This window comes from Streptomyces sp. NPDC058619 (genome assembly GCF_042717785.1).
Taxonomy (GTDB): domain Bacteria; phylum Actinomycetota; class Actinomycetes; order Streptomycetales; family Streptomycetaceae; genus Streptomyces.
In genome coordinates this window covers 13,224-29,390 of the sequence record NZ_JBHXQN010000024.1, presented here as the reverse complement: position 1 = coordinate 29,390, position 16,167 = coordinate 13,224, and the positions used below count along the sequence as shown (strand labels likewise).

The window sequence follows — 16,167 nt, the reverse complement described above, 5'->3', positions numbered from 1 at the left end:
TCCCACTGCCGACCCGGCACCACCCCCGCCCCACCCCCGCCCACCGCCGTCCCCGCCCGACACCGTCCCGCCCACGCCCGGCACCACCCCACCGGAGGACCACCCCGATGACCCTCACCGAACAGCCCGCCCCCGAGGCCCCCGCCCGCCAGGTACGTCCGGCGGAGGAGCGGTACGCCGCCGAGCTCGCCTTCCTCGCCGCCCAGGACCCCGGCCCCCGCCCGCCCGGCTGGGCCCTGACCCCGCGCGCCGTCGTCACCTTCGTCTGCGGCAGCGACGGCGCCGAACTCGCCCTGCCCGAACGCCGCGACGGGCTGCCCGCGCGCATGGCCGTCGCCCCCAAGTTCGTCGGCGAACGCTCCCTCGTGGAGCGCTGCGTGGTCACCCTCGCCGGTGAGCGCGGCCTGCTGCTCACCGGCGAGCCCGGCACCGCCAAGTCGATGCTGTCCGAACTGCTGGCCGCCGCCGTCAGCGGTACCAGCGCCCTCACCGTCCAGGGGACGGCCGGCACCACCGAGGACGCCTTCCGCTACGGATGGAACTACGCGCTGCTGCTCGCCCAGGGCCCCACCGCACAGGCCCTCGTCGACTCCCCGGTGCTCTCCGGGATGCGGACCGGGCGGGTGGTCCGGGTCGAGGAGATCACCCGCTGCCTGCCCGAGGTACAGGACGCGCTGGTGTCGATCCTGTCCGACCGCCGGGTCAGCGTCCCCGAACTGACCGCAACCGAGGACGCGGTGGTCTCCGCCGCCCCGGGCTTCACCGTCATCGCCACCGCCAACCTCCGCGACCGCGGTGTCTCCGAGATGTCCGCCGCCCTCAAGCGCCGCTTCAACTTCGAGACCGTCGCCCCGATCGCGGACGCGGACGCGGAGGCCACGCTGATCCGCCGCCAAGCGGTCGCCGCCGTCCAGCGGGCGGGCGCCGCGTTCGGCGTCGACGACGCCGTCCTCGACGCGCTCGTCACGGTCTTCCGGGACCTCCGGTCGGGGCGTTGTGCCGAGGGCTGGGACGTGGAGCGCCCCGGTACGGTCATGTCCACCGCGGAGGCCGTGCAGGTGGCCGCGTCGCTCGGGGTCGCCGCCGCGTACCTTCCGGGCGGGGACGTGCTGGACCTGCTGCCGGGTCATCTGCTGGGCGTCGTACGCAAGGACGACCCGGCCGACCACGCGCGGCTGCTGGGGTACTGGGACGGCCCGGTGCGCCGCCGGGCCGAAGACGGTTCGGCCATGTGGCGCCGCCTGTGGGACCTGCGCGGGAGCCTGTGATGGCGCGTACCGACCCGCGTGACGCGGTCGCCGCGCTGGCGGCGTCCCGCGCGCCGTACCTGCTGGGAGTGCGCCACCACAGCCCCGCGCTGGCCGCGGTGGTCCCGGACCTGTTGGACGCCTCGGGTGCGGACGTGGTCTGCGTGGAGCTGCCGACGGAGTTCCAGCCCTGGCTGGAGCACTTGGCCGACGCCGAGACGGTGGCCCCGGTCGCCCTGGCGGGCAGGGGGGAGGACGGCCGCCTGGCGTTCTACCCGTTCGCGGACTTCTCCCCCGAACTGGCCGCCATCCGCTGGGCGCGCGCCCGCGGTGCGGCCGTGCTGTGCTGCGACCTCCCGCTGTCGTCCCGGGCCTGGGCCGGTACCCCGGCGGACGCCGGGCCGGACCGGCCCGGGGCTCCGGCGCCCGCCCTCGACGGGGCCCAGGAGTCCGCACCGGCTCCCGACGCGGAGCGGGACCCCCTGGCTCCGGGGCACGCCGTCCGCGACCGGGGTCCGGGGCGCTCGTACGCGGACGGACTCACCGCCGCCGGGACCGGCCGTACCGGCGAGGACATGTGGGACCGCGCCGTCGAGGTGCTCGCCCCGGGATGCTCCCCGGAGGCCGTACGGCGGGCCGCGCTCGGCGTCGGCTGGGCCCTGCGCGAGGACGCGGCCGTCCCGGCCACGGACCTGGCCCGTGAGGCCCACATGCGCGGGGTGATCGCCACGGCGGCGACCGGTGGCCGCACGGTGGCCGCCGTGATCGGCGCCTTCCACGCCCCGGCCCTCCTGTCCCCATCGTCGAGCGCCCCCGCGCCCCGGGGCGCCGCCTCCGCCGCAGGCCCCGACCCGGCCCCGGTGGCGCCCACCGGCTCCGCGCGCTTCGCGCCCTCCGGAACCGCTTCTGCCGGGGGCACCGACTTCGCTGGTACCGGCTCCGCCGCCCGCGCCGGCGGCGTCCCCGGGCCGGGGTCGTCCGCGGCAGCCACCGGCTCCGCTTCCGCCGCGGGCGCCGGCTCCGCGCCCGTACCGGGCATCCGCGTCGGGCGCGGGGGTGCGGGGGCGGTCGCCGAGTCCGGGGGTGGCGCCGTCACCTCGCTCGTTCCGTACTCCTTCGACCTGCTCGACTCCCGCTCCGGATACCCCGCCGGCATCCGCGACCCCCTATGGCAACAGGCCGTCCTGCACGCCGCCGGCGACCCCGTACGCGTCCGGGAGGCGGCCTCCGTCGCCGTCACCCGGCTCTGCCGCGAGCTGCGCCGCGCCGGGCACACCGCCGGGACCGGCGAGGCCGCCGAAGCGCTGCGGCTCGCCTGTGACCTCGCCGTCCTGCGCGGACTCCCGGCACCCGGCCGCGGCGAGCTCATCGAGGCCGTCACCACCGTCCTCGGCCAGGGCGAGCCCCTCGGCCGCGGCCGGGCGCTGGCCCGGGCCCTCGAGGCGGTGCTCGTCGGCACCTCCCGCGGACGGATCACCCCGCACGCGCCCCGCTCCGGCCTCGGCCCCTCGGTCGAGGCCGAGCTGGCCGAGCTGCGGCTCCCGGGCCCCGACGACCCCGCCTCCCGCGAGCTCCGCCTCGACCCGCTCCGCTCACCCCTCGACGGCCGCCGCGAGGTGCTGCTGCAACGCCTCGTCGTCTGCGGCGCCTCGTACGGGGAACCGGTCGCCGTCGCGGCCACCGGCGACGGTTCCGCCCTCGGAACCAAGTGGCGCCTGGCCTGGACCCCGTCCGTCCCGGCGCGCCTGGACCTCGCCGGGGTACGCGGCGTCACCGCCGCCCAAGCGGCCGCCGGGACCCTGCGGGACACCGCCCGCCGCGCCGCCGCCGACGGTGGCCCGACCCCGGCGGGGATCCTCGCCGGGCTTGCCGCCGCCGCGCGTTGCGACCTGCCCGAGCTGGTCGGCGTACGGCTCCACGAGGCGGCCTCCGTCCTGCCGCAGACCGCCACGCTGCCCGAACTCCTCGACGCCCTCGACCTCCTGGAGGCCCTGCACCGCGGCCACCTGCCCGGTACCGGCGCGGAGACCCCCGCCACCGCCGCCGCGCTCACCGGCGACCTGCTCGAAGCCGCCGTACGCTCCCTGCCCGGCCTCGCCGGCAGCGACGACCCCGCCGACGCGGCCGCCCTGGTCGCACTGGCCGACCGGGCCGCCGCGCTCCACCTCGGCCTGCGCACCGACGCCGCCCTCGCGGACCTGGCCCGGGACGCGTCGCCGCTGATGCAGGGCGCCGCCCTCGCCGTACGGGTCCTCCTCGACCTCGACCCGGCCGCGGACCTCGGCGACCGGGCCGCCGGATGGATCGACGGCGCGGCCGGCCCCGACAGCCGGCGCGCCCTGACCCGCCGGCTGGGCGGGCTCCTCACCGCCGCCGGACCGCTGCTCCAGGCCTCCCCGGCCGCGCTCGGCCCGCTCCTCGACCGGGTGGAACACCTCGCCGGCCCCGCCTTCCTGGACCGCCTCCCCGCCCTGCGAGGCGGCTTCGACGCGCTCTCGCCCGCCGCCCGGGACCGGCTGCTGGCCACCGTCACCGAACGCCTCGGCGACCGCGTCGACCTCGCGCTCGACGCCCCGCCCGCCCTCCTCGCCCTGTGGGCCGCCGCCGACGCCGCCGGCCTCGCCGCGCTGAAGACACTCCCGCCGCGCGGGCCCGCCGATCAAGCCCGCGCCGGCGTTCCCGAACCCGCCCCGGCCCCCGAACCGTCGACTCCCGGCGCCCCGGCCCCCGAACCGTCGACCCCTCAGGCCCCGCACGGCGCCGGACCGGCCGGGTCCCGCGTACCCGGCGCGTCCGACGCCCGGCGGATCGCCCCCGCCGACCGCTGGCGCCTGCTCCTCGGCCGCGAGCGCGACCGGCTCCCCCCGGGGGCCCGCCGCTACGCCCACGCGCTCGACGAGCTGTACGGCGCCGGACGCGGCGAGGGCGCCGCCGACCTCGACGGCGGCAGCGGCGCGGGTCCGGGCGGCGGCCGTGAGGCGTCCTTCCCCACCGCCCGGGAATGGTCGGGCGAACTGGAATCGCTCTTCGGCGCCGACGTACGCGAGGAGGTGCTCGCGCGGGCGGCCGAGACGGGCCGCACCGACGTACTCGCCCAACTGGACCCGGCGAGCGTACGGCCCTCGGTGGAACTGCTGAGCTCCGTACTGTCCCTCGCCGGCGGCATGCCGGAGGCCCAACTCGCCCGGCTGCGCCCCCTCGTCCGGCGGCTCGTCGACGAACTCGCCAGGGAGCTCGCCACCCGGCTGCGCCCGGCGCTGTCCGGACTCTCCACCCCGCGGCCCACCCGGCGTCCCGGCGGCCGCCTCGACCTCGCCCGCACCCTGCGCGCCAACCTCGCGCACACCCGCAGGCGCCCGGACGGCAGCGTGGTCGTCGTCCCCGAACACCCGGTCTTCGCCACCCGCGCGGGCCGGGAGGCCGACTGGCGGCTGATCCTCGTCGTCGACGTCTCCGGTTCCATGGAGGCCTCGGTCGTCTGGTCCGCCCTCACCGCGGCCGTACTCGGCGGCGTGCCGACCCTGTCCACGCACTTCCTTGCCTTCTCCACCCGGGTCGTGGACCTCACCGACCGGGTCGAGGACCCGCTGTCGCTGCTGCTGGAGGTCCGCGTCGGCGGCGGTACGCACATCGCCGCCGGACTGGCCCACGCCCGCTCCCTGATCACCGTCCCGAGCCGCACCCTCGTCGTCGTGGTCAGCGACTTCGAGGAGGGGGCCCCGATGGGCGGCCTCCTCGGCGAGGTCCGGGCCCTCGCCGCCTCCGGAGCCCACCTGCTGGGCTGCGCGGCGCTCGACGACGCGGGCACGCCCCGGTACTCGGTCGCGGTGGCGGGCCAACTCGTCGCGGCGGGGATGCCCGTGGCCGCCCTCAGCCCCCTCGCCCTCGCCCGCTGGGTGGGCGAACGACTCCGTGGAGAACCCCGTTGAGCAGCGCTGACACCCCCCTGCCGGCCGTCGCCCCCGAAGTGCTGGCCGAGGCGGTCGAGAACCTCACGGCCCGGCTGCGCAAGAAGCTGGACGCCGCCACCGCGAGCTGCGGCGCCGCTGCCGTCCGCGCGCCGGACGGCAGCGTCGGCATCCGGTTCGGGGAGGACGCCGTCGTCACCCTGCGCCCCGGGGCCGAGGGGACGCTCACGCGCGCCGAACAGGCCGTGTGCTCCTGCCTGCTGGCGCCCCGCTGCCTCCACCGGGCTGCCGCCCTGGGCGCGGCCCCGCTCGCCGACGCCCCGCCCGCCGTGACCCTGCTCGCCGACGCCCCGCCCGCCGTGACCCTGCCCGCCGACGCCCCGCTTCGGGCGCCCGGGGCCCCCGCCGGGGAGCCGGCGCCGACGTCAGGGCCCGGCGCCGCGGCGCCCCGGGCCCTGACCGGCGCCCAGACCGCGGCCGCCGGCGCGCTCTGGGCGGCCGCCGCCGAGGCCCTGGCCGCAGGGGCCACCGCCGGCGGCGCCGTGGTGCAGGCCGAACTCCTCCGCGCCGCGCACACGGCCCGCCTCGCCGCACTGCCGCGCGCCGAGGCGGCCGCCCTGCGGGTCGTACGGGGCCTGCGCGCCGCCCGCGAGCGGCAGGCCGCCGGGCGGCTCGGCGACCTGACGGAGGCCTTCCGGGAGCTCCTGTACACCACGGCCCTGCTGGCCTCCGGATCGACCGACCCGGCGCTGACCGGCATGTCCCGCCGCGCCTACGCGCCGGGCGGCAGCCTCCGGGTGTACGGCCTCTGCCGGGAGCCGGTGCTGTCCGCCACCGGCTACGGGGGAGTGGTCACCCACCTCCTGGCCCCGGACGGCGCCCGCTACTCGGTCTCCGACGTACGCCCCGGCGGCCTGGCCCGGGCCCGCGGCGCGGGCTCCGCCTCGGTGGCCCTGGGCGGAGCCGCCCTCGACCACGCCGGACTGGCCCGCGGTGGCCTGCGCATCGCCGGTGCCACGGTCTCCCCGGAGGGCAGGCTCGGCGCCGGACGCGGGGTCAAGGCCACCCCGCTGCCCGGTACGCCCTGGAGCGAAGGGCCCGCCGCCGCGCTCTTCGCCCGCCCGGCGGCCGAGGCCGTCGCCGACAGCCTGGCCGACGCGGACGGCGCCGAACCGGCACTGCTCGGCTGCGACGTGGCCGTTGTCGGCGCGGCCGGGGAACACCTCCTGGTCCGCGAGGCCCGGCCGGACGGGCCCCTGCTCCGGCTGCGCGCCGCGCACCCCCACCCGGAGCTCCCCCACGCGGACAACCTGCGCCGCCTCGCCGGGCACCCGGGACTCCGGATCCGGGTCCTGGGCCGCCCCGACCTCGACCGGGCCGCCACCCTGCGGCCCCTCGCCGTGGGACCCGTACCCGGCGCCGACCACACCCTGCGGCTGCCCGAGGAGTGGCTCGACCGCGCCGACCTCGGCTACGACCGCCTCCAGGGGCAACACCTCCCGCCCGCGGGCCACACCCCGGACGCCGCCCCGGCCCCGGCCCCCGCGCCGGCGGGCCCCGACCCGCTGGCCGACTCCCCGCTGTGGCGCGTGCGCCGCCTCCTGGAGAGCGGCGTCGCGGGAGGCCGCCGCGCCGTGGCGGAGTCCGCCCGGGGCGAGGACCACCGCTCGGGGTACGGGCCGCTGCGCCGGGCCGGTTTCACCGCGGCGGCGGACTGCGCCGCGGCGCTGGCCGCCGAGGCCGACCGCCGGCCCCGCGACGTGTTCGGCCGCCTCGGCGACCCCTCCGCCGAGGGCTACGCCCGGGCCTGGCTGGCGGCCGCCGCCCATCTGTCGGCCGCGGAGCGCAGCCTGGTCGCCGCCTCCTGGGCGTCCGCGGCCCTCATCTGAGGTCGGGACCGTCCGGGCCGGGACCCGCGGCGCTGCCGAGCCATGCCCGCAGCACGGCGAGATCGGCTTCGGCCAGGCCGCGCCCCGGATCGACGCGGTGCAGCAGGGCCCGCCCGGGATGGCGGGCGGCGACCCACGCCCGGTCGGCGCCGGTGATCTCGTCGTCGACCCAGACGAACGGGCGCCCGGCCGCATGATCGAGGAGCGCCGGGGTCTTCCAGTGGATCCCGCCGCGCCCGTCCGCGTCGGAGGGCTCCGGCCACCGCACCACCGGCTGGTCCGGCAGGCCCAGCCGGGGTGCGACGTACTCGTTCGCCTCCTCCATCCAGGTGGTGGCCCACACGAGCACGCACCCCAGCGCGGCCAGCCGGGGCCCGAGCGACGGATCGATCCGCGCCAAGAGCGGGTTGGCGTCGTCCGCCGGGGGATAGGGGCCCGCCCCGAACGGGATGAGGGGACCGTCGACGTCGAGGTAGAGGAGCGGGCGGGTTGTCTGCATGTCGGGAAAGAGGCAAGAAGAGTGAGCGCAGTTGCAGAAACTCATGGCCGCCAGTCCTGGAGCTGGGTTCTGCGCAGCGACAGCTTCTGCACCAACGCAGTACAACGCATTCCCCCGCGTGCAGCGCTCGTCCTACTTCCTTCTGCCGGAAGGACACCGCGTGCGAGTCCGTAGCGGGATAGACCTTGATCGGAATGGTTACCAGCCCGGACGAAACGGCTCCTGGCCGGGACGGTCGCACGAACCTCCTCGGTCGCCTTCACCCCGGCGCGCACCCAGGTCGTCGCGGACGTCCGTGCAACGGGCATCCGGGTCGCGGCCCGGGGCTCGAGGGCCGCAGGACCGGTCAGGCCGGAACAGTGACCGTTTGACGGAGACAGGTGTGAGTGGTTTATTACTCGCATGAACACGGAACGACGACGCCAGCTCTCCTCCGCCGAGGAGCGCAGGGACACGGTGCTGCGCACGGCCATCGGCGCCTTCGCGGCCCGCGGCTACTTCGGTACCACGACCACCGAGGTGGCCAAGGCGGCCGGCATCTCCCAGTCGTACGTCTACCGGCTCTTCCCGCACAAGGAGGCGCTGTTCACCGCCGTCGTCGAGCACTGCTTCACCCGGGTCCGCGCCAGCCTCGAGGAAGGTGCCGCGGAGGCCGGGGGCAGCGCCTCGGAGGAGGTGCTCCACGCGATGGGTGACGCGTACGCCCGACTGATCGCGGACAAGGACCTGCTCCTCGTCCTGACGCACGCCCAGGCGGCCGCGGTCTCCGAGCCCGCGGTACGGGAAGTCGTACGCGCCGGGTACGCCCGGATGGTGGAGTACGTGCGCGGCGCCTCGGGCGCCGGGGACGCGGAGGTCCAGCGGTTCTTCGCCGTCGGCATGCTCTGCCACCTGCTGGTCTCGGTGGACGCGCAGGACGTGGACGCCCCGTGGACCCGCACCCTCACGGCGGGGGTCCGGCACTACTGACCGCAGATGGGACGGGGGGCCGGACGGTCCGCCTTCGCTTTGACCCAAAGAGTGAGTGGTCAATCACTCTCACAATGAATCCGAGATCCAAGGAGCACGCCATGAACGCACCGCACACCGTCGACGAGAACGCCCCCGTCGTCGTCCGCATGGAGACCACCGTCCACGCACCCCTGGCGACGGTCTGGGCCCTGCACACCGACATCGTCGGCTGGGCCGCCTGGAACACCGGCATCGACTCCGTCGCGTACGACGGCCCGCTCGCGCCCGGTTCGACCTTCCGCTGGCTGACCCACGGCCTGGAGATCACTTCCACGCTCCTGGAGGTCGTACCCGGCGCGCGGATCGTCTGGGGCGGTCCGGCCCACGGCATTCACGGCATCCACGTCTGGACCTTCGAGCAGCCGGACCCGGACGGCGCCGTGACCGTGCGGACCGAGGAGTCATGGGCGGGGGCGCCGGTCGAGGAGCGGCCCGCAGAGCTCGAAGCGGCGCTCCGCCAGTCGCTGGAGCAGTGGCTCGGGCTGCTGAAGGCCCGGGCCGAAGCGGGCGCCGCAACCCCCGGTTAGGGCCCCCGCCCCGCGCACCGCCGCACGCACCCCCGCCGCGCCTCCCGAGAAGAAGAAGCCGAGAGAGGTCACCGTCATGAGCCAGCACCTGTCCAAGCCCTACCTGACCGGCCACTACGCCCCCGTTCCCGACGAGATCACCGCCACCGGCCTCACCGTCGAGGGCATCCTGCCGCCCGAGCTGACCGGCCGGCTGATCCGCAACAGCCACAACCCCAAGCCCGGCATCACCCCCACCCACTGGTTCAAGGGCAGCGGCATGGTCCACGGCATCCGCCTGCGCGACGGCCGTGCCGAGTGGTACCGCAACCGCTGGGTCCACACCCCCGCCCTCGACGGCGCCCCCTACATGACGGAGAAGGGCCCCGACCTGACGGCCAGCACCGCCGGGACGCACGTCATCGAGCACGCCGGACGGCTCCTCGCGCTCAGCGAGGCCGCGCTGCCGTTCGAGCTGACGGCCGACCTGGAGACGGTGGGGGCCCACGACTTCGGCGGGAAGCTGACCTCCGCGATGACCGCGCACCTCAAGGAGGACCCGGGCACCGGAGAGCTGCACTTCTTCGGCTCCTCCCCGTTCTCGCCGTACCTGGTCCACCACGTGGCCTCCGCCGACGGCCGGGTGCTGGACAGCCAGGACGTCCCCGGGGCGAGTGCCCGCGCTCAAGCACGATTTCGCGATCACCGAGCACCACGTCGTGTTCCTGGAGGGGTCGGTCACCTTCGATCCGGGCGAGCACTCGGGCATCCCGTACGGCTGGAACGACGAACAGCCCTCGCGCATCGGCGTCATGCCGCGCGGCGGCGGCGGGGCCCGGCGGATCCGCTGGTTCGAGATCGGTCAGGGTTACGCCATGCACCTCGCCAACGCCTACGAGGACCCGTACGGGCGGATCGTGATCGAGGGCCCGTCGGTGGGCCGGGACGGCTGGCAGCGCTCCTGGAAGTGGTGGGTCGGCGCCCCCGAACGCGGAGCCGAGCCCAACTCCGGCTCCCGGGGCTGCCGCTGGACGGTCGACCTCGCCGCCGGAGCCGTCAGGCAGGAGTGGACCGACGACCTGACCGTCGAGTTCCCCACCATCAACGAGGACTTCACCGGCCGCGAGCACCGCTTACAGTACGCGCTGTCGTTCCCCGACGACCTCGGCATCGGCAACCATGCCCTCGTCAAGTACGACCGGACCACCGGGGCCCGCTCCCTGCGGCCGTTCGGCACCGGACAGCTGCCGAGCGAGGCCGTCTTCGTACCCGCCGCGGGCGACGCGGAAGCGGGAGCGGCGGGCGCGGGCGCGGAGGACGCCGGATACCTGCTGACCGTCGTCAGCGACCTCAACGCCGACGCCTCCAGGCTGCTCGTCCTGGACGCCTCCGACCTCGGGGCCGCACCGGTCGCCACCGTGCACCTGCCGCGCCGGGTGCCCGCGATGATCCACGGCTCCTGGATACCGGACGCGGCGAACTGAACGCCCGGGACGCGGGCGGGTGCGGCACGCGGGAGTGCTGATTGCCCGGCGCCGGGAGCCGGACGCCACCAGGAGCGGCCCGTTACCGGGAGCCGCCCGCGGCCGGCCACTGCGCGTCCCACAGCGGGCAGTGGTGTGCGGCCCGCGCGTCCGCGGTGCGGATCCCGCCGGCCCCCGGCGCCAGGTTCAGCACGGAGGCCGGCGAGCGGTACCGCGGCCAGGCCGGGGCGCCCTCCGCCGCGGGGATCCCGGTCCGGGCGAACGCCGTCCAGTAGCCGGTCATCCGGTCCGCGAGCTCCCGCTGCGGCGCCGCCAGCGGCACGGACGTGAACAGGTAGGGGAGTTCGAAGCCGTGCGACGCGGCGTAGGGCAGCCCCGGCACCTCCGCGAGGCCGGTGGCATTGGGCGCGTCGCCGTCGGCGAAGAGGTAGCCGTACGTCGGCACGTGCCGGGCCAGTGCCTCGCTGTCCCGCAGCGACGGGCAGGTGAACGACGCGTCGGACAGCAGGGTGGCCAGCGCCACCGCCGGGTTCGGGTAGGCGGCCGCCGGGTACTCCGCCTCGACCGCGCGGGCCGTCCCGGCGTCGAACGACTGCTCCAGCCGGGCCCGGTAGGCGGCCCGGTCGGGCACCGGGAACGCCGCCAGGGTCTGCCCCAGGAAGATCCGCATCTCGTCGCGGGTGGTCCCCTGCACGACCGGCACCCGGTGGAACCGCCCCTCGCGCAGCGCCCGCCCGGGCTCCGTCGGCAGCGCGGCGTTGCCGTAGGAGACCAGCGAGAACCGCTGCATCAGTTCCGGGGTGGCGAGCGAGTGGGCGTCCAGCCGCCGCAGGCAGTCCACTGCTCCCGCGGCCCCCACGGCGGGAGCCCCGTCCGCCGGCCGGCCGCAGCCGAGCCGGACCGCCGCAGCGGCCCCGGCCTCGACCGTGCGCCGCTCGGGGGCAAAGGGCTCGTACGTGCCGAGCGTGGGCAGCAGGGACCGGGGCGGCATCGTCGTCGAGCACGAACCGCTCTGCACGACCGCCCGGTGGAACAGGCCCGCGGAGGCCGGGGAGACGAGGTGCGCGCAGACGCTCAGCGCGCCCGCCGACTCGCCGAAGACGGTGACGTTACGCGGGTCGGCGCCGAAGCGCCGCGCGTTCGCCCGTACCCAGCGCAGCGCCGCCTGCTGGTCGGCGAGGGCGAAGTCCGGGGCCCCGCCCAGCTCCGGATGGCCGAACAGCCCGAAGATCCCCAGCCGGTAGTTGACGGTGACGACCACCGCGTCGCCCCGGACGGCGAGCCGGTCCGGCCGGTACGGATCGCCCGCGCCGTTCTGGAAGCCGCCGCCGTGGAACCAGACCATGACGGGCCGCGGCGCCCCCCGGCCGCGCACCGGCGGCGCCGTGACGTTGAGGAACAGGCAGTCCTCCGAGCCGCTGGGGCCGCCGGGACCGAGCGGCGGGAGCTGCACGCAGCGGGAGCCGGGCGCCCCGGCGTCCCGGACGCCCGGCCACGAGGGCGCCGGCTCCGGAAGCCGCCAGCGCAGCGGGCCCGTCGGGGGAGCGGCGTACGGGATGCCCCCGAAGGTGTCGTACGCGCCGTGCGCCCGGCCGCGCACCGCCCCCCGGTCGGTCTCCACCACGGGCTGTCGCGGACCGGGCGCGGCGCCCGCCGCCGGCGTCGTCCCGGCGGCGAGGAGCGACAGGGCCGCCGCGAGCGCGTGGGCCCGGCGGCGGCGGAGGAGTCGCATGGCGGGCACGGCTGACGCCCTTTCCCTGAAGCCCGGAGCCCCCACGGGGAGTCCCCCGTTTGCGCGCCCCGAATGGCGCAGTGAACAGACCTGACAGTAAATGTAACAAAGCGTGCGCTTCCCATGACGCACGATGACCGGCGCGCGATGTGTAGACCCGCGCGTCGGCGAACGGAGCTTTCCATGAATGACCCCATCACCCTCGCGGCGACGGACCATGAAGACCGCCCGGGGATCCCGGACACCACCGCACCGGACGCTTTCGGCCAGGAGCCCGTGCGGACCCTGCTGGAAGCGGCGGCGACCTGTCGCCCGCTCGAAGAGGTCACCGCGCTGGTGAGCCTCCTCAACGACACCGGCCAGTCGCCCAACCCCGGACACGAGGCGCTCCGCACGGCCGCCGTGACCCGGCCCGTGGACGAAGTACGGCAGATGGTCGCCCTCCTGGGCGAGCACCCGCACGAGGTGGTGGAGGCGGACATCACGTTGCGCGCCGCCGCCGTCGGCCGGTCCATCGAGGACGTGGCCCTGCTGGTGACCATCCTCGGCGCCGGCGAAGCCGACGGATCCGGCGCGCCGGACCAGGCGCCCGCCGGGTCCGCGGAACGGCCCGGAGAGGGCGCGGAGCCGCCGGCGGAGCGGTACGAGCCCGGGTACACCGAGCTGTACGACGCCCCGTACGCGGAAGCGCCCGCCCGCCCCGTGCCCTACGCGGAGCCGCGGACCCGTCCTGCCGCGCCCCAGGCGCCGCCCCGCTCGCGGCAGGCCCCCGCCGCGCGGCCGGAGGCCTCCCCGGCCCTGAGGCACGTACTGCGCTGGCCCGTGGCGCTGGCCCTGCTGGTCAGCGGCGCGCTCCACCTCCCCGCCGACCTGACGGCGCTCTCCTCCGCCTCCCCCGCGGGCTTCCTGCCCCTGGTCGTCACCGTCCTGTGCCTCGGCGCCGGCTCGGTGCTCGCGGCCCGGGACACCCCGCTCGTGTGGCGGGCGGGGGCGGTCACGGCCCTCGGCGTCGTCGCCCTGCACGTGTTCGGCGGCGCGGCGCACTACGACCCCCTGACGGGTGCCGTGGGCGGGTCGCTCGCCTGGGCGGGCGTCCTCGCGGTGTTCTGCGCCGCGGCCGGCGCCGTCCTCGCCGGACTGGCCCTGAGGAACCGTCAGGAGCGCTCGGCCTAGAACCGGTCGACCCCTCCCGGTACGGCACCGGCACCCCGCGCCCCGTGCGCGGGGTGCCGTGTCACGCCAGGAGGTTGACCGCCCCCGTGAACACGCGCGGCAGCCGCGCGGCCAGCGGCACGATCCGGCGGGCGAGCGGGGGCCGGTGGCGGGCCCAGAGCAGGGAGGCGGTCAGCGCGCGGTAGCTGCGCGAGAGCTCCCGCCAGGCCCGCTCGTACGCCTGCGGCCGCCCCTCCCGTACGCACCGCACCAGTTCCCCGGCGGCGGTCACGGCCAGCGTGAGTCCCTCGCCGGTCAGCGCGTCGACGTAGCCCGCCGCGTCCCCGACGAACAGCACGCGCCCGGCCACCCGTACGCGCGCGCCCTGGCGCAGCGGTCCCGCCCCGCGCACCGGCGTGCCGGCGCTCCCCGCCAGGCGCTCGGCCAACAGCGGGAAACGGGCGAGCTGTACGTCGAACGGGGCGTGCTCCCCGGTCAGGAGCGCGACGCCGATCCGGCCGGGCGCCAGCGGGGTCACGTACGCCTCGCAGCGGTCCGCCCAGTGCACCTCGACGAGCCCGCTCCACGGCGCGAGGTCGTAGTGGCGGCGCAGCCCGTACCGCGCCGGCCGGCCGGGCACCGGCGGGGCCGCCAGGCCCAGTCCGCGCCGCACGGGGGAGTGCAGCCCGTCGGCCGCCACGAGGTAGCGCGCGGTGAGCCCGGCCGCGTGGACGCGGTCGCCGTCCTGGACCACCCCGTCCACCCGGCGCGGGACGACCCGGACGCCGAGGGCGGCGGCGCGTTCGGCCAGCGTGGACTGGAGCGCGGTCCGCCGGGTACCGAGCCCCGGACCACAGCGGAACAGCCCCTCGGCGTGGCGGCCGTTCACGCCGTCCACGTAGCGGATGCCGTGGAAGGGGTGTCCCTCCACGGGCACGCCCAGCTCCCGCAGGCGGCGGACCGCGCCGGGCATCAGCCCCTCCCCGCAGGCCTTGTCGATGGGGGTCGGCCGCGGCTCCGCGACCACGACCTCCAGGCCGCCGAGGGCGCCGTGGATGGCGGTGGCCAGCCCGGCCGGCCCGCCACCCGCGATCAGCAGGTCGATCACCGCACGGTGCCCGTCGCCGCCGGCGCCGGCGCCCGGGACGGGGCCGCCCCGGTGAGGGCGTCGTCCTCGCAGCGGATCCGTACGCGCAGCAGCACCGCGTTGAGCACGGTGAAGCCGAGCGCGGTCAGCCAGGCACCGTGCACCAGCGGCAGGGCGAACCCCTCCACCACGACCGCGACGTAGTTGGGGTGGCGCAGCCACCGGTACGGTCCGCGGGTGACGAGCGGCAGCCCGGGCACGACGAGCACCCGGGTGTTCCAGCGCGGTCCGAGGGTGCGGATGCACCACCAGCGCAGGCCCTGGGCCGCGAGGGTCAGGGCGAGGGCGGGCCAGCCGAGCCCGGGCACGAACGGCCGGCCGGCCAGCAGCGGCTCCAGCACGCAGCCCGCCAGCAGGGCGGTGTGCAGGGCGACCATCGCCGGATAGTGGCCGCGGCCGTGCTCGACGCCGCCGCGCGCGAGGCTCCACGCGGTGTGCCGGCGCGCCGTGACGAGTTCGGCGAGCCGCTCGGCGCAGACGAGGCCGATGAGGACCAGGTACCAGGTCATCGGGGTCACCACCGCAGGAGGACGAGTTCGGAGGCGAAGCCCGGACCGAAGGCGAGCATCAGCCCGACCGATCCGGGCGGCGGCGGGCCGGCTTCCCGGACGGAGCCCAGGATGTGCAGGACGGACGCCGAGGAGAGGTTGCCGACGGAGGCCAGCGAGCGCCTGCTCGCCGCGAAGGCCGATTCGGGGAGCGCCAGGGCGTCCGCGAGTACGTCGAGCAGCTTGGGCCCGCCGGGGTGGCAGATCCAGGCGTCCACGTCGGCCGGCTTGAGGTCGTGTGCCGCGAGGAAGGCCTCGACCTCCTCGGCCACGTGCAGCCGTACCAGGTCGGGGAGTTCGCGGCTCAGGACCATCCGGAAACCCCAGTGGCCGATGTCCCAGCCGAGGAGGTGCCCGGTGCCCGGGTAGAGGCGGCTGCGCGACGCCACCACCGTGGGTCCGGCGGCGGTGGCGTGCAGCGGGTGGCCCCGGCCCACGGCGAGCAGGGCCCCGGCGCCGTCGCCGAAGAGGGCCCCGGCCACCAGGGCGGCCGTCGAGGTGTCGGTGGACTGGAGGGTGAGCGAGCACAGTTCCGTGGACAGGAGCAGGGCCGCGTGCTCCGGGTGCCCGGTGAGGTGGTCGTGGACGTGGCCGAGCCCGGCGGCCCCCGCGGCGCAGCCGAGCCCGAAGAGCGGCACCCGCTTCACGTCGGGGCGCAGCCCCGCCCGGCCGGCGAGCCGGGCCTCCAGGGAGGGGGTGGCGAGCCCGGTGACCGTGGTCGACATGACCAGGTCGATCGCGCCGGCCGTCATGCCGGCCTCGGCGAGGGCGAGTTCGAGGGCCCGGGCGCCGAGGTCGAGAGCCGCTTCCACGAAGAGGGCGTTCGTGGCGCCGAAGTCGTTCGCGGGCCCGTACCGGTCCAGCGGGAGCGCGAGGTGGCGGGCCTCCACGCACGCCGAGGCGTGGACCCGGTGCAGGAGGGCGGCGTCGGAACCGGGCGGCAGGAAGCGGGCGAGCGCTGCCGTGATCTCGGACTGCGGGTGGCGGTGGGGAGGGAACACGCTGCTCACTGCCAGGACACGTGTCATTGATGCACCATAGAAA

12 protein-coding genes and 1 pseudogene are annotated in these 16,167 nt (G+C 76.8%); 8 read left to right on the top strand and 5 right to left on the bottom strand.

Going from position 1 to position 16,167, the window contains the following annotated elements:
• Positions 1–107 precede the first annotated feature (107 nt).
• The 3 genes from ACFWTC_RS23050 to ACFWTC_RS23040 are packed head-to-tail and all read left to right on the top strand — an operon-like array spanning position 108 to position 7,044.
• The gene (locus ACFWTC_RS23050; RefSeq protein ID WP_384074434.1) at positions 108–1,268 is read left to right on the top strand and encodes an AAA family ATPase; all 1,161 of its coding nucleotides are present in this window, start codon (positions 108–110) and stop codon (positions 1,266–1,268) included.
• Positions 1,268–5,176, top strand: coding sequence for a DUF5682 family protein (locus ACFWTC_RS23045; protein WP_384074431.1), 3,909 nt, complete (start codon positions 1,268–1,270; stop codon positions 5,174–5,176). Before ACFWTC_RS23050 ends, ACFWTC_RS23045 begins: the two co-directional genes overlap by 1 nt.
• Entirely contained in the window at positions 5,173–7,044 is a 1,872-nt protein-coding gene (locus tag ACFWTC_RS23040; protein WP_384074428.1) for a hypothetical protein, read from the top strand. Before ACFWTC_RS23045 ends, ACFWTC_RS23040 begins: the two co-directional genes overlap by 4 nt.
• Here ACFWTC_RS23040 and ACFWTC_RS23035 read toward each other — a convergent pair.
• Positions 7,037–7,543, bottom strand: a complete 507-nt coding sequence (locus tag ACFWTC_RS23035; protein WP_384074427.1) for an HAD domain-containing protein — start codon at positions 7,541–7,543, stop codon at positions 7,037–7,039. The two genes, ACFWTC_RS23040 and ACFWTC_RS23035, sit on opposite strands and share 8 nt — an antisense overlap.
• A gap of 402 nt (positions 7,544–7,945) precedes the next feature.
• On the opposite strand from ACFWTC_RS23035, the gene ACFWTC_RS23030 reads away from it, so the two are divergent.
• From ACFWTC_RS23030 to ACFWTC_RS23015, 4 genes and pseudogenes are all read left to right on the top strand, one after another.
• The gene (locus tag ACFWTC_RS23030) at positions 7,946–8,512 is read left to right on the top strand and encodes a TetR/AcrR family transcriptional regulator (RefSeq protein ID WP_383923652.1); all 567 of its coding nucleotides are present in this window, start codon (positions 7,946–7,948) and stop codon (positions 8,510–8,512) included.
• A 101-nt stretch (positions 8,513–8,613) separates the two neighbouring features.
• Complete coding sequence (locus ACFWTC_RS23025) at positions 8,614–9,081, top strand: SRPBCC family protein (protein WP_383923649.1); 468 nt, start codon at positions 8,614–8,616, stop codon at positions 9,079–9,081.
• A gap of 76 nt (positions 9,082–9,157) precedes the next feature.
• Positions 9,158–9,658: pseudogene (locus tag ACFWTC_RS23020) on the top strand (carotenoid oxygenase family protein); the annotation flags it as partial.
• A 76-nt stretch (positions 9,659–9,734) separates the two neighbouring features.
• Positions 9,735–10,544 carry a carotenoid oxygenase family protein gene (locus tag ACFWTC_RS23015; protein WP_384074424.1) on the top strand — a complete coding sequence of 270 codons (810 nt, stop codon included), beginning with the start codon at positions 9,735–9,737 and terminating at the stop codon, positions 10,542–10,544.
• Between the two features lie 82 nt (positions 10,545–10,626).
• Here ACFWTC_RS23015 and ACFWTC_RS23010 read toward each other — a convergent pair whose 3' ends face one another.
• The gene (locus ACFWTC_RS23010) at positions 10,627–12,276 is read right to left on the bottom strand and encodes a carboxylesterase/lipase family protein (RefSeq protein WP_384074421.1); all 1,650 of its coding nucleotides are present in this window, start codon (positions 12,274–12,276) and stop codon (positions 10,627–10,629) included.
• 183 nt (positions 12,277–12,459) lie between these two features.
• Between ACFWTC_RS23010 and ACFWTC_RS23005 the strand changes: the two genes are divergently transcribed.
• Positions 12,460–13,449 (top strand): hypothetical protein, encoded by a 990-nt coding sequence (locus ACFWTC_RS23005; protein ID WP_384074418.1) that lies wholly within the window; start codon positions 12,460–12,462, stop codon positions 13,447–13,449.
• Positions 13,450–13,510: 61 nt separating this feature from the next.
• On the opposite strand, the gene ACFWTC_RS23000 is transcribed toward ACFWTC_RS23005, so the two are convergent.
• The 3 genes from ACFWTC_RS23000 to ACFWTC_RS22990 are packed head-to-tail and all read right to left on the bottom strand — an operon-like array spanning position 13,511 to position 16,151.
• Positions 13,511–14,536: an NAD(P)/FAD-dependent oxidoreductase gene (locus ACFWTC_RS23000; RefSeq protein WP_384074417.1), complete on the bottom strand. Its 1,026-nt coding sequence runs from the start codon at positions 14,534–14,536 to the stop codon at positions 13,511–13,513.
• Complete coding sequence (locus ACFWTC_RS22995) at positions 14,533–15,084, bottom strand: isoprenylcysteine carboxyl methyltransferase family protein (RefSeq protein WP_383923637.1); 552 nt, start codon at positions 15,082–15,084, stop codon at positions 14,533–14,535. Before ACFWTC_RS22995 ends, ACFWTC_RS23000 begins: the two co-directional genes overlap by 4 nt.
• Positions 15,085–15,089: 5 nt before the next feature.
• Entirely contained in the window at positions 15,090–16,151 is a 1,062-nt protein-coding gene (locus ACFWTC_RS22990; RefSeq protein WP_384074414.1) for a type III polyketide synthase, read from the bottom strand.
• Between the last annotated feature and the right edge of the window lie 16 nt (positions 16,152–16,167).

Excerpts from the sequence above, each read along its gene's own strand:
- ACFWTC_RS23050 (WP_384074434.1), top strand. The coding sequence starts at position 108 with ATGACCCTCACCGAACAGCCCGCCCCCGAGGCCCCCGCCCGCCAGGTA.
- ACFWTC_RS23045 (WP_384074431.1), top strand. The coding sequence starts at position 1,268 with ATGGCGCGTACCGACCCGCGTGACGCGGTCGCCGCGCTGGCGGCGTCC.
- ACFWTC_RS23035 (WP_384074427.1), bottom strand. The coding sequence starts at position 7,543 with ATGCAGACAACCCGCCCGCTCCTCTACCTCGACGTCGACGGTCCCCTC.
- ACFWTC_RS23030 (WP_383923652.1), top strand. The coding sequence starts at position 7,946 with ATGAACACGGAACGACGACGCCAGCTCTCCTCCGCCGAGGAGCGCAGG.
- ACFWTC_RS23025 (WP_383923649.1), top strand. The coding sequence starts at position 8,614 with ATGAACGCACCGCACACCGTCGACGAGAACGCCCCCGTCGTCGTCCGC.
- ACFWTC_RS23010 (WP_384074421.1), bottom strand. The coding sequence starts at position 12,276 with ATGCGACTCCTCCGCCGCCGCCGGGCCCACGCGCTCGCGGCGGCCCTG.
- ACFWTC_RS23005 (WP_384074418.1), top strand. The coding sequence starts at position 12,460 with ATGAATGACCCCATCACCCTCGCGGCGACGGACCATGAAGACCGCCCG.
- ACFWTC_RS22995 (WP_383923637.1), bottom strand. The coding sequence starts at position 15,084 with ATGACCTGGTACCTGGTCCTCATCGGCCTCGTCTGCGCCGAGCGGCTC.
- ACFWTC_RS22990 (WP_384074414.1), bottom strand. The coding sequence starts at position 16,151 with ATGACACGTGTCCTGGCAGTGAGCAGCGTGTTCCCTCCCCACCGCCAC.